The sequence below is a fragment of the Marisediminitalea alba genome (assembly GCF_002993365.1).
GTDB lineage: Bacteria > Pseudomonadota > Gammaproteobacteria > Enterobacterales > Alteromonadaceae > Alteromonas > Alteromonas alba.
The window spans coordinates 1-13472 of record NZ_PVNP01000063.1; the positions used below are offsets into that span (position 1 = coordinate 1).

General features: G+C 46.7%; 9 protein-coding genes and 2 pseudogenes. 9 read left to right on the forward strand and 2 right to left on the reverse strand.

The genetic code is table 11. The features are described from left to right. Positions 1–226: pseudogene (locus tag C6Y40_RS24940) on the forward strand (IS91 family transposase); the annotation flags it as partial. Positions 227–439: 213 nt separating this feature from the next. Here C6Y40_RS24940 and C6Y40_RS07815 read toward each other — a convergent pair. After that, positions 440–895 (reverse strand): AMP-binding protein, encoded by a 456-nt coding sequence (locus tag C6Y40_RS07815; RefSeq protein WP_105934099.1) that lies wholly within the window; start codon positions 893–895, stop codon positions 440–442. Between the two features lie 289 nt (positions 896–1184). On the opposite strand from C6Y40_RS07815, the gene fadB reads away from it, so the two are divergent. Continuing rightward, positions 1185–3311, forward strand: a complete 2127-nt coding sequence (fadB, locus tag C6Y40_RS07820; RefSeq protein ID WP_105934100.1) for a fatty acid oxidation complex subunit alpha FadB — start codon at positions 1185–1187, stop codon at positions 3309–3311. Positions 3312–3385: 74 nt separating this feature from the next. Here the strand turns inward: fadB and C6Y40_RS07825 are convergent. Next, a pseudogene (locus tag C6Y40_RS07825) lies at positions 3386–4672 on the reverse strand (amidohydrolase). 370 nt (positions 4673–5042) lie between these two features. Between C6Y40_RS07825 and C6Y40_RS07830 the strand changes: the two are divergent. The 7 genes from C6Y40_RS07830 to C6Y40_RS07860 form a co-directional block, all read left to right on the forward strand. Continuing rightward, complete coding sequence (locus C6Y40_RS07830; RefSeq protein WP_240621876.1) at positions 5043–6026, forward strand: AraC family transcriptional regulator; 984 nt, start codon at positions 5043–5045, stop codon at positions 6024–6026. Positions 6027–6214: 188 nt separating this feature from the next. Continuing rightward, complete coding sequence (locus C6Y40_RS07835; protein ID WP_105934102.1) at positions 6215–7996, forward strand: acyl-CoA dehydrogenase family protein; 1782 nt, start codon at positions 6215–6217, stop codon at positions 7994–7996. A 20-nt stretch (positions 7997–8016) separates the two neighbouring features. Then, positions 8017–8766 carry an electron transfer flavoprotein subunit beta/FixA family protein gene (locus C6Y40_RS07840; RefSeq protein ID WP_105934103.1) on the forward strand — a complete coding sequence of 250 codons (750 nt, stop codon included), beginning with the start codon at positions 8017–8019 and terminating at the stop codon, positions 8764–8766. Further along, positions 8766–9707, forward strand: coding sequence for an electron transfer flavoprotein subunit alpha/FixB family protein (locus tag C6Y40_RS07845; protein WP_105934104.1), 942 nt, complete (start codon positions 8766–8768; stop codon positions 9705–9707). The genes C6Y40_RS07840 and C6Y40_RS07845 overlap by 1 nt, the downstream gene beginning before the upstream one ends. A 25-nt stretch (positions 9708–9732) precedes the next feature. Then, positions 9733–11388, forward strand: a complete 1656-nt coding sequence (locus tag C6Y40_RS07850; protein ID WP_105934105.1) for an electron transfer flavoprotein-ubiquinone oxidoreductase — start codon at positions 9733–9735, stop codon at positions 11386–11388. Between the two features lie 244 nt (positions 11389–11632). Further along, positions 11633–12568 (forward strand): SLC13 family permease, encoded by a 936-nt coding sequence (locus C6Y40_RS25160; RefSeq protein WP_240621877.1) that lies wholly within the window; start codon positions 11633–11635, stop codon positions 12566–12568. Positions 12569–12593: 25 nt separating this feature from the next. Then, positions 12594–13472 (forward strand): transposase (locus C6Y40_RS07860; RefSeq protein WP_240621878.1); only part of this gene is annotated, 879 nt, incomplete at its 3' end.

The window sequence follows — 13472 nt, forward strand, 5'->3', positions numbered from 1 at the left end:
ATTCAATATTGACATCACAGTCTGTGAGGCTTGTGAAAAAACCAACGTCAAAATTATTACTTGTATTACGGATCCGGCTGTTATCCATAAGATTTTGGCGCACCTTGACAAGCAGACTCTTCTTGAAGCAAAAAACGATTCTCTAATGCCGCCACTTCGAGCTCCACCAGCCACAGCCTCATTCAGTGACTACATCATTCAACGCGACTTCGATTTTGGCGCATGAAGCACAAAAAACAGACCATCACTTGAACATGCAACATGTTGAGGTAAGGGCTTTCACATATCTCATTGCGGATTTCAGTACCAAAGACCAGTTATATTGCGTCTATCTTGATGACAACTACTTCACTGATTCCTGAAAAGTACCCATTTGACACACGTGCAACTGGCCTTAAATACAGCTGACACAGTGGGTAGTACATAGCGTTAATATTTCTTATACTCGATATTCTGAATCTGAAAGTTGAATATAGCCCTTAACGGTCGGTGCATCCGGCGCAATACTTTCGGCTAATTGCATAAAGTCGTCATGGACCAAGACCAACTTGTCTTCGGCATGATTCATGGTGTAGGCTATTTGGTCTCGGCTCAGACGAATATTAACGTGGTGTAAAATTGCGCCTATCATGGGCACCGCGAAGTAAGCTTCAAGATAACGATGACTATCCCAATCCATTACTGCAACCACATCACCTGCGCCAATTCCCGCTTCGGTGAGCACATTAGCAAGCTTGCGCACGCGCTGATTAAAGGTGCGATAATCGTAACGAGACACATCGCTGTACACAATTTCTTGGTCTGGCGCATAGCGTTGACCAGAGAGTAAAAGACTCTTGATTAAAAGTGGATAATTATAAGCACTGTCGGTAGGAGGAAGAATTTTTGTTTTCATTTTTAGTCTCGGTTATAAAAATCTAGCAGTTAGTCACATTTGCCTCAACATATGAGCATGCTCCCAACCATATGAAATTATTCAACAACTGAGTTACATTCTGCCATATAACCTATTGAATTCAAGCCCTTGACTCGTAACAATGTGAATAAATGGTGAATATTTCGCTAACGCATATTGAACTCCAATTATTCACGTCCGTTATTGTCAATAAACCGTCTTGTTACGTCCTTGCTTTTTTTCTTGCACTATCCACAATTAAATTTTTAGCCATTCATTAGGACTCGCTATGTTCACTGGTAATGCCATTACACTTACAGAATTAGACGCAGGATTGGTCGAGTTATGCTTCGACAGCAAATCCGGTCCGGTTAATAAATTTGACCAAGCAACGCTCGCTGAACTTGCTCAAGCAGTCTCGCTTTTAGCACAACATTCGGCTTTAACCGGAGTGTTGATCACAAGTAGCAAGTCGACTTTCATTGTAGGTGCCGATATCACTGAATTTTCTGGAGTGTTCGTCAAGTCATTCGACGAAATCTGCGATTGGACACACCAAACCCATCGCACATTCCAGCAATTAGAACAATTACCTGTACCGGTTGTCGCGGCCATTAACGGTGCGACGATGGGTGGTGGCTTAGAATTAGCATTGCTGGCCGACCGCCGAGTCATTGCAGACACTGCAAAAATTGCCCTACCAGAAGTTACCCTAGGTATTTGCCCTGGTTGGGGTGGCACCGTTCGCCTGAGTCGATTGATTGGTTGGCAAGCCGCACTAGAGTGGATGTTAACGGGTAAACATCAGGCTGCTATTGACGCTGAAAAGGCCGGCGCAGTAGACCTAGTCGTTACCCCTACCGCACTGCGCGAAGCAGCACTGTCTACACTACAGTCGCTGGTCGGTGAAGAAAAAGTATTGCGTCACACCGAAGCACTGGTACTGAACGATGATGAACAACAAGCATTAGACGTATTCTGCGAGCAACAATTAGCTAAATTAGACCCACGTTACCCAGCAGCTATTGAGATTCTAAAAGCGATTGCTAAGCACGTAACCTTGCCGTTTGCTGAAGCGATTAATGAAGAAGTGAAGCTATTTGCTGGCCTTGCTAAAACCGATTCAGCCGAAGCCTTGGTAGGAAATTTTGTTAACCAGCAAACCGTTGCGCGCATTGGCAAACGCATGGCGGGGCAAGTTAACCCTATCGAGAAGGCCGCCGTTTTAGGTGCGGGTATTATGGGTGGCGGTATTGCTTATCAAACAGCGAAATCGGGCATTCCTATTGTCATGAAAGACATTCAACAACCAGCGTTAGATTTGGGCATCGCTACCGCTACCAAAATCTTAGACAAGTTGGTAGCAAAAGGTCGCTCAAGTGAAGATGAAAAGGCCAAAGTACTAGCTAATATCACACCGACTCTAGAATTAGGCGCACTCAGTGACGCGGAAGTTGTCGTTGAAGCGGTTGTCGAAAATCCGAAAATAAAGAGTGTAGTATTAGCAGAAACAGAAGCGAACATTCCAAACACCTCCGTGCTGGCGTCGAACACGTCGACCATTTCAATCGACTTTTTAGCCGAGAATTTAGCCCGTCCACATTTGTTCTGCGGTATCCATTTTTTCAATCCGGTACAAGCAATGCCTTTGGTCGAAATTATCCGCGGCTCAAAAACGTCTGATGATACCATTGCGCGCGCTGTGGCTTACGCGTTGTCATTACGTAAAACACCGATTGTTGTTAACGATTGCCCAGGGTTCTTGGTCAACCGTGTATTATTCCCGTACTTCCACGGTTTCAACCTACTATTACAAGATGGCGTGAGCATGGAACGCATCGATAAAGTAATGGAAAACTTCGGTTGGCCAATGGGTCCTGCTTATCTGGCTGATGTTATTGGTATGGATACAATGGTTCACGCTGACGATGTACTACAAGCCGGCTTCCCTGAGCGCATGACCCACGCCAATGGTTATGTATTAAAGACGTTACTCGACGCAAACTTGCTTGGCCAGAAAAACGGTGAAGGTTTCTATCAGTACACAACCGATGAGAATGGACGCCGCGTAAAGTTGCCGTCAGCTATAGCACAGGCATTAATCGATCAAGCCGTTCAGCGTCACGTAGAAGTTAGCGATGAAGACATTATCTATCGAATGATGATCCCCATGTGCACCGAGTCGGTTCGTTGTTTAGATGAAAACATTGTTAACTCAGCCGCCGAGCTCGACATGGCCTTACTGATGGGCTTAGGTTTCCCTAAATTCCGTGGTGGTTCAATTCGCTATTTAGACGCAATTGGTACCGCTAAGTTTGCTGAAATCGCAGCGCAGTATGCAGATTTAGGTGGCTTGTATCAATTGACTGAAGAACTGGCGGCACGTGCGGCGAAGGGCAGTAAGGTTTACGCTTAAACTCACGAATCCACACTTTAAGATTAAAAAAAGCGCACGTCTTTAATGCAGCAGTGCGCTTTTTCGATTCCGAATTAATTAGTAGTGGCATTCGCATCAAACACCTTCTCACCCGCAATCCAAGTTTGCATGACTTTAGTTTTCCAAATATCTTGCGGCTTCACTTTGAAGATATCTTGGTCGACCAAAATAAAATCAGCCCACTTACCTTCGGTTAGAGTGCCTAGGGTGTCTTCCATGTGTGCAGCATAAGCGGCGTCTAAGGTAAAACCTTTAAATGCTTGTCGAATACTCATAGCCTGTTCGGGGTACCAACCTGCGACGGGTTGATTATTGCGGTCCTGGCGGGTAACGGCGGCGTGTAAACCGTAAAACGGATTAGCTAACTCAACCGGAAAATCTGAACCTAGCGGCATTGGAATACCACTGTTCAATAGTGTTTTCCATGCATAAGCACCTTCCATTCGGGCTTTACCCAAGCGATCTTCAGCCATATTCATGTCGCTAGTAGCATGAGTGGGTTGCATTGAAGGCAATACCTTTAATTCGGCAAAGCGAGGCAGATCCTCAACCGCAATGATTTGTGCGTGTTCAATTCGATTACGCAGGGCTTGGCCACCCAATAGCTCAAAGGTGCGTTCGAATTCATCCAGTACTAACTGATTGGCTTTATCCCCAATGGCATGAAAATTAAGCTGGAAACCCGCGCCTAACACTTGCTGTACTACTTTGGGGAAAATCTTCCGGCTGCGTTAGCAATAACCCATGCTGATGAGGTGCATCTGAATATGGCTTAATTAACGCAGCACCACGACTCCCCAACGCTCCGTCGCCATACGCTTTGACGCTGCGCACATGTAAAAAGTCGTCTTGGCTACGAATAATACCCACATCTAACATCTCTGGGAGCAGCGGTTCTGACCTCCAGCAGGATCAGGTGTACTGTCATCGATACCCGCCATCTGCAGAGCTTTGCTGTTCACCCAAGCAGCGTGACCATCAACTCGGGTCAACCAAACGGGCTTATTTTTCAGTTTAGCATCGAGCACAGCAGCAGTTGGGAATGACCGATCGCTCCATAATTCCTGATTCCATCCACGGCCTTTTATCCACTCTTGGTCAGCGTGCATCATGGCATAGTCAGCGACCCATTGCGCTGCCTGTTGCATTGAGTCACTTTCACGTAAATCGACTTCCATTAAGTTGCCGCCCAAACCGAGTAAATGCCCGTGAGCATCAATCAACCCCGGCAGTAATACTTTATTGTTGCCGTCAATAACGGTTGCATCGGCGGGTACATGGGAAGGATTAAGCTGCAGTACCTTGCCTTCAGCAAATAATATTTTATTGAAGGTCACCATTTCACCTTGCGAGTTTAGTGTGTACCCGGTCACGTCGGTCACTAGCGTAGCAGCATAGCCGGTAAAACTTGCAGACAGTGAAACAGCGAGTGTGATAGCTAAGCCAGAAAGTAATCTCGTCAGTCGTTTTTGCATGATATTTTCTCGTTGTCGTTATTACTCATGTTGCTGAGTATCAGTGTTTGAAACCACATACTACGCCATTTCCTTGGTTCAATTACACTACTTTTCCAAGTGGGGGTGCTCTGACGCCCGCACTAAAGCCACCCTTGTTGTGCTTGCTAATCGTCTACCTCTCTCGCAAAATAGTGTCACTTTCGAATGACTCATTGAGCTAGGTATGTCGCTTCATTACAGTCACAGTGTTTCTGTGCACTTTGCCAATGCGGTGTTAGACGCAGCGCGCCAACTCGGTCTGAATTTAGCGCCAATACTTCAAAGCGCACGACTCAACCAACCCCTGCTCGACAATCCGCAAAGTCGTATAACCTCTCAACAATTTAGCCAACTTATGCGCTCGGTGTGGGAGCAAAGTGACGATGAATTTTTAGGTTTAACTACCCAGCCCAGTAAGTATGGCGTGTTCCGTTTATTCGCCGATGGGGCAATTCAAAAGCAAAATTTACATAGGGTTTATAAACACTTGTGCCGTTTTTACAGTTTGGTTAACCAGTCAATTTCTCTGTCATTGTATATAAGTAAAGGGCAGGTTGAATTGCGCATGCGTCAAGTCCAACCTGAAATCGACCGCAAGCTACTGTTTCGAGACTTCTTTTTGCTACTTTGGCACCGTTTTCCTGGTTGGTTAATTGGTAAGAGCATTCCTCTACAACACGTTAAGATGCGTGGCACAGAACCCGCTCATGCCGCCGAATATCGTTTTATGTTTCCCTGCCCCATCACCTACGGCCATGACTATGATGCCTTCGTTTTTAGCGAAGAAGAACTAGCTTGTCCTGTCACCCAACGCGCGGAGAACCTGCGCGAACATTTCAAGCAAGCCCCACTCAACTGGTTTACGCGTCAAGAGTTCACGCCAGTTTATACTCGTAGAGTAATGGAATATTTGGCCGAGTATCGCGAACACGAGGCTAGCATGAAAGATATTGCTGTTAGCGTGAATGTGTCTGAGCGCACGCTACGCCGAAAATTGACCGAAGAAGGCACCAGCTTTCAAGAAATCAAAGATAAATTACGCAAAAACATGGCGATTTATTACCTCAGTCAACCCGACATTCCTATTTCCACAATTACCAATAAATTAGGTTTCTCTGAACCAGCAGCCTTCACGCGCGCCTTTAAACAATGGACTGGGCAGACGCCCTCCTTATATCGCGAGAATACACTTATCTAGCGCCAAAACATCAGTCTAAACTAATATAAATACAGATTCAGATAGTTTGATAAAGTGAGCAAACGAGTGTCCGAATATGTCAAGCAATAGACTTTTTTGGTAATTGAACAAATTAAGCGCAAATTGCAAACTAGTGCCTATACTATTTGGGTAATCCAACAACGTTAATCACTAGGATAGGTTCCGAAATGAGTCAATATCACCCCCCTGTACTTGATGCTAAATTTATACTTGACCAGTTAATTGGTTTCGATGGTTTGTGTGAAAAACTTCAATTAGAAGACATTAATATCGACCTAGCCGATGCGGTCTTAGAAGAAGCCGGTAAACTGAGCTCAGAGGTATTTGCTCCGTTGAACTGGGACACCGACCAAAATCCTGCGCAGTGGGCTGACAACAGCGTTACTCAATCACCAGGTTTGAAAGAAGCCTATCAGCAATTTGTGGATAACGGTTGGTCTACATTAACAGCACCAGAAGAGTTTGGTGGACAGAATCTTCCTCAGGTCTTAGGGACTGCAGTCAGCGAAATGTGGCAAGCATCAAATATGGCGTTTGCACTTTGCCCGTTACTGAGTATCGGCTCTGTAGAAGCGCTGCTTGCCCATGGTAGCGACGAATTAAAAGCCCTTTACCTACCCCGCTTAATCGCTGGTGAGTGGACTGGTACCATGAACCTGACCGAGCCAGGTGCAGGTTCAGACCTCGCGGCAGTATCAACAACTGCAACACCAGATGGCGATCACTATCGCATTAAAGGCCAGAAGATTTTCATCACTTGGGGCGATCACCAAATGACCCCAAACATTGTGCATTTGGTACTTGCACGCTTACCCGACGCCCCTCCGGGTGTAAAAGGTATTTCATTGTTCATCGTACCTAAGTTCGTACTCGACGAAAACGGCGAGCCAGGCGAACGCAACGATGTATACCCCATCTCAATTGAACACAAGCTCGGTATCCACGGCTCACCAACTTGTACTATGGCATTCGGTGATAACGAGGGCGCGATTGGTTATTTAGTTGGCGAACCGCACAAAGGCTTGCCATACATGTTTACCATGATGAATCACGCCCGCCAAGGTGTTGGTGTACAAGGTTTGGGCATTTCAGACCGTGCATATCAGCAAGCGGTACAGTATGCGCGTGAACGTGTTCAGGGCAAAAATAAAGATGGCAGTAAAAAGCCTATCATTGAGTACCCTGACGTGCGCCGTATGCTATTAACCATGCGCTCAGGGGTTGAAGCGATGCGCGCTTTAGCACTAGAAGCGTCTGCGGCACTAGACTTTGCTCACGCCGACAATAACAGTAAAGAAAAATATGCGCGTCTTGAACTCTTTACACCCATTGTAAAGGGTTGGATGACAGAGTTTGCACAAGAGCTCACTTCGCTTAACATACAAGTTCATGGCGGTATGGGTTATGTTGAGGAAACAGGCGCAGCGCAGCATTTCCGCGATGCACGTATCCTGCCTATTTACGAAGGTACAACGGCGATTCAGGCGCTCGACCTCATTGGTCGTAAAGTATTAATGGACGGCGGTGTAGCGCTGGAAAGTCTATTAAGCGACATGGCGGCTACTGCTAATGAATTGAGTGCTTCGAGCAACGCCGACGCGCAAGCTTTTGGTGCATCATTCGCCCAAGCCGTAGACAAAGCACGTGCGGCAAAAGAATGGCTGCTGACTAACGCACCGAGCGAAAAAGAGTTATCACAAGCAGTTTGTTTCGATATGCTAATGGCAATGGGCTATTTATGTGGTGGCTGGATGCAAGGCCGTACGTTACTCGCCGTTATCGCCTTAACGGACGCGAACGACGACGTGTACGGTGAAGAGTTCCTTGCTAAGAAGCGTATTTCAGCGATGTATTACAGCCAGTGCTTGCTGCCACGTGCACTACATCATTTCGGTGTAATGGTACAAAACCCTCAAGCACTGTATGAATTTGCTGTTGATCAATTTTAATTAGAATTAGAAGGTTTACTATGAAAATCCTTGTTCCGGTAAAACGGGTTATCGATTACAACGTAAAAGTACGTATTAAACAGGACTGCTCAGACGTCGATTTGAGCAACACCAAAATGTCTATCAACCCGTTTTGTGAAATTGCTGTTGAAGAAGCACTTCGCTTAAAAGAAGCGGGCACAGCAAGCGAAGTTATCGCTGTTTGCATTGGCCCTAAAATCGTTAAAGAGCAGATTCTAGCTGCCCTTGCAATGGGTGCTGACCGCGCGATTCGCATTGATGTAGAAGAGCAACCTGAACCGCTAGTGATTGCGCGTTTGCTGGCTAAAGTAGCCGAGCAAGAAGATGCTGGCCTTATCATGATGGGTAAGCAAGCCATCGACAGCGACAACAACCAAGTGGGTCAAATGCTTGCAGGTATTATGGGTCGCCCACAAGGCACCTTTGCCTCTGTGGTTAAAATTGAAGGCGACGAAGCCCTCGTAACGCGTGAAGTAGATGGCGGTTTACAAACCGTAGCACTGAAACTTCCTGCTATTGTTACTGCTGACTTACGTTTGAACGAACCTCGCTTCACTAAATTACCCGACATCATGAAAGCAAAGCGTAAGCCAATTGCGGAGACGACTGCAGCTGATTTAGGTGTTGAAGTCACATCAACGCAACAACAACTTTCTGTTGCTGCCCCTGCTACACGTCAAGCAGGTATTAAAGTTGCCTCGGTAGACGAGCTAGTCGATAAACTGAAAAATGAAGCGAAGGTGATTTAATGAAAACCTTAGTAATTGCATCACACAACAACTCTACACTCAGCCCTGTTACCTTAGCAGCCGTATCGGCAGCACTTAAAATTGGTGCTTCTTTTGATATTTTTGTGGCCGGTAAAGGGTGTGCAACCGTTGCCGAAGAAGCCGCAAAAATCGATGGTGTTAGCGCAGTACTCGTTGCCGACCACGATGCCCTAGAATATCAAGCTGCAGAAAACCTAGCAGCGACATTACAGGCAAACGCAGAAGGCTACAGCCACATTGTTGCACCGGCGACCAGTGTAATGAAAGATGCACTGCCACGCCTAGCAGCACTACTCGGCGTAGGTCAAATCTCAGATATTACCGGTGTTAATGGCGAAGCTGAATTCGTGCGCCCCATTTACGCGGGCAATGCCATTGCAACCGTTACCTCTAGCGATGCTGTGAAAGTTATCACCGTACGTACATCAGCGTTTGATGCTGCACCAACAGGAGCTGGCACTGGCGCTATTACTGCTGTAGATAATGCTGTTGATTGTGGTCTGTCGCGTGTAGTTAGCGAAGAAATTGCTCAGAGTGAACGCCCTGAACTCGCTTCTGCAAGTATTGTTGTTTCGGGTGGCCGTGGTGTAGGCAGTGAAGAGAATTTCGCACTTATCGAAAAACTAGCAGACCGTTTGAATGCAGCCCTTGGTGCATCGCGTGCAGCAGTAGATGCAGGCTTTATTGGTAACGACCACCAAGTTGGTCAAACCGGTAAAATTGTTGCACCCGATTTGTACGTTGCGGTAGGTATCTCTGGTGCCATTCAGCATTTAGCAGGTATGCAAGGTTCTAAAGTTATCGTAGCGATTAACAAAGATCCAGACGCACCAATTTACGAAGTGGCGGACTACGGTTTAGTCGGTGATTTACACGACCTAGTGCCAGAATTAGAAGCCAAATTAGCCAGCGTACTTTAAATTAAGTGCCATAAAGAGGAACGTCATGGATACTCCAGAACGCGAATCCATCGAATTTGATGTTGTTATTGTTGGCGCTGGCCCCTCTGGCTTGGCGGCAGCTTGTCAGATAAAGAAGCAAGCTGCTGAACAAGGCAAAGAAGTCAACGTCTGCGTGCTTGAGAAGGGCGCTGAAGTGGGTGCTCACATTTTCTCTGGTGCAGTCATTGAAACCAAAGCGTTGGACGAACTTTTCCCTACTTGGAAAGAAGACGGCTTTGCCCTAGGTCAGCCGGTAGCAAAAGACGAAGTGTACTTGTTACGCGATGAGTCTAGAGCCACTGAGTTACCCCACTGGGCGGTGCCACCGTCAATGCACAATGACAACAATTACATTGTGAGTGTGGCGAATTTATGTCGCTGGCTCGCAGAGCAAGCAGAAGAGCTTGGGGTCGAAATATTCCCTGGTTTCACTGCCGCAGATGTCATTTTCGACGACAATGGTAAAGTGTGTGGAGTAGCCACAGGCGACATGGGCGTGGGCGCTGATGGCGAACCAGGCCCGGGCTATACCCCTGGTATGGATATCCTCGCTAAGTACACTATCCTTGGTGAAGGCTGCCGTGGTCACATTGGTAAAGGCATTATCAAGAAGTTCGCGCTTGATTCTGAAGCCGACCCACAACATTACGGCATTGGCTTCAAAGAGATCTGGCAAGTGCCTGAGTCGCAACACAAGCCAGGGTTGGTTGTGCATGGTTCGGGTTGGCCTCTGAGTAAAGGAATGGGCGGTGGTTTCTTTCTCTATCACGCCGAAAATCAGCAAGTATTCGTTGGCTTAATCATCGACTTGAACTATGCCAATCCGCATGTGAGTCCATTCGATGAGTTTCAACGCATTAAACATCACCCGATTATTGCTGAAACACTTAGCGGTGGCGAACGTATCACCTATGGTGCGCGTGCCATCACTAAGGGGGGTTTAAATGCCCTGCCCAAACTCAGCTTCCCTGGTGGTATGTTGGTTGGTTGTGACGCTGGTACGCTGAATTTCAGTAAAATCAAAGGCGTTCATACTGCCATGAAGTCAGGCATGATTGCTGCTGAAGCTATTCTTGAAGCACTCGGTACCGATGCCGAAGAAACGGGTACAACAAACTTCCAACAACTATTCGAACAGAGTTGGGCGTATCAAGAGTTATATAACTCTCGTAACTTCGGGCCCGCACTGCACAAGTTTGGCCCTATCGTCGGTGGCGGCTATAACTGGATGGAGCAGAAGATCTTCGGTGGCAAACCATTGTTGAAGCTGCGCGATTCGAAAGAAGACTACGCGTGTATGGAACCGGCTAGTGCGCACATTAAAATCGACTACCCGAAACCAGACGGTAAACTTAGCTTCGATAAACTTTCCTCGGTTTATATTTCAAATACCTATCACGAGGAAGATCAGCCGTGCCATTTGAAATTGACCGATGCGTCTATACCCATTAAGCAGAACTTGCCTCGCTTCGATGAACCAGCACAACGTTACTGCCCGGCGGGTGTATACGAAGTGGTGGAAAGCGACGGAGAGATGCAGTTCCAAATTAATGGACAAAACTGCATTCACTGTAAAACGTGTGATATTAAAGACCCAGCGCAGAATATTACATGGCGTCCACCTGAGGGTGGTGGTGGTCCAACGTACCCCAACACGTAATCTAACACCAAAACTTCAGTAATCTCGAAGCGTAACTTATCAATCCAAATATGTTGCGTTTCGAGCTTGTTTTCTCAAAATATCAAATACCTGCGCATATTATCGCGTGCAAAAGCAGTTAATACCTACACGTCGCAGATTACCTCTACTTTCCTTTAGTAAGCTAGGCTAAACTAAATACATTATTTTATATCTATCGCGACCAACGTCTCATTACACCCGTTACGCGCAAGGAGCAATCACCGTGTTTTCTATTCCTGAGCAATGGCATGCAAACTTTGTCTTCGCCTTAATTGCCGCCGCCGCATTGCTCATGGCGAGTAACCGTGTGCGTTACGACATGATTGCAATATGCGTGGTGTTAGCCTTAATCCTGACCAACGTACTGCCCGTAAACGCGGCCTTAGCTGGCTTTGGCAATTCTGTGGTTATACTCATCGCGGGGTTACTCGTGGTTGGCGAGATGCTAGACAGGACCGGGGTAGCGAGGTTTGTCGGCAATTGGATCAGTCAAAACAGCAGTAGCTCAACCACCAAAATGCTGATCATGCTAATGTTGGCGAGTGCCATACTGAGCGCTGTAATGAGTTCGACCGCCGTTGTTGCTATCTTCATTCCTATTGTGCTGCGCATTGCTAAATATTCAAACAGCAGTCCCAGTAAACTACTCCTACCCATGTCTTACGCTGCATTGGTGAGTGGCATGTTGACCTTAATTGCGACTCCGCCAAACTTAGTGGTAAGCGCAGGTTTAAAGAGTCAAGGGTTTGAACCACTGAGCTTTTTTTCCTTCACCTTGCCCGGCTTGATTGTGCTAGCTGGTTTGGTGTTATACATGGTCAGTTACGGTCGAAAATGGCTTCCCGAAAGTGCCCCAAGCGGGGAGGAAGCCAAAAGCAGATCGGTACAAGCATTGTGGGATGAATACCGCGTTGAGAAAGAACTGACCTATTTACGCGTTGCCATTGGCTCACCGCTGCACGGAAAAACCATTGGCGAAAGTGAATTATACAAACAGTACGGTATCCGTATCCTTGACTTGTCTCAGCGAGTTCGCGGCTGGCGTGAACTGAAAGCAGGCGTGTCGCCCGATATCGTGTTACACATAGACGACATACGGTTACCCTGTACGCCAATGGGTATTGAGTTTACCCATCCCGCTTCGTCTACTTCTAGCTAGGTATCCCAAACACTTAAGTAAAATCATGCAAATCATTCATCGTGCTATTTCTTGCGATATTGTGCATCGGGCTGGGTATCTTAAGAAGCAAGCAAACACAGGAGCGGTGACTTACATTCAGCGATTTGGTAGTGCACTGAATCTCAATATTCACTTTCACATGCTCTTTTTGGAAGGCGTTATCACTCAGGAGTGTGGACAGTCCAAATTCAAGTGCGTTAAAGCACCAAACCACAATGATATGGAAACCCTCGTGAATGTCATTAGCCATCGCATCGCGACCTACTTGGAGAAGGCCGGGCTCGTTCAACGGGATATGGACAACACATTTCTCGATTTACCCATGGATGACGAAGATAGTTTACTGCCCTTGCAAGCAGCCTCTGTCAATTACCGCATTGCTGTAGGACCAGATACAGGCAAAAAAGTCTTTGCCTTGCAAACCTTACCTGCCAAAGACGAACAACATTACGGTCAATTAGCTCAAATAAACGGTTTTAGCTTACACGCTGGGGTGTTTGCAGACAGCCATCAAACTGACAAACTGGAAAGGCTATGCAGATATATCTCAAGGCCAGCGTTAAGCGAGCAACGATTGAGTCTAACCGATTCAGGAAAAGTAAGATATCAACTGAAAACTCCCTATCAAGACGGTACCACACATGTCTTTTTTACTCCCTTGGATTTCATAGGCAAGCTCGCGGCACTGGTGCCAGTGCCGAGGCTAAACCTTACGAGGTTTTATGGCGTGTTTGCTCCCAATGCTAAGGTGCGTGCCGAGGTAACGGCTTCACAACGCGGTAAGAATAGCCCTCGCTTAGCAGAGCATCTGAAAGATTCAGATAAACCATACCATGCGCGAAGCATGTCGTGGGCACAAAGGTTAAAAAGAGTATTCAATATT

Bases quoted from the DNA above. Each gene is read 5' to 3' on its own strand.
- C6Y40_RS07815 (WP_105934099.1), bottom strand. From the start codon at position 895: ATGAAAACAAAAATTCTTCCTCCTACCGACAGTGCTTATAATTATCCA.
- fadB (WP_105934100.1), top strand. From the start codon at position 1,185: ATGTTCACTGGTAATGCCATTACACTTACAGAATTAGACGCAGGATTG.
- C6Y40_RS07835 (WP_105934102.1), top strand. From the start codon at position 6,215: ATGAGTCAATATCACCCCCCTGTACTTGATGCTAAATTTATACTTGAC.
- C6Y40_RS07840 (WP_105934103.1), top strand. From the start codon at position 8,017: ATGAAAATCCTTGTTCCGGTAAAACGGGTTATCGATTACAACGTAAAA.
- C6Y40_RS07845 (WP_105934104.1), top strand. From the start codon at position 8,766: ATGAAAACCTTAGTAATTGCATCACACAACAACTCTACACTCAGCCCT.
- C6Y40_RS07850 (WP_105934105.1), top strand. From the start codon at position 9,733: ATGGATACTCCAGAACGCGAATCCATCGAATTTGATGTTGTTATTGTT.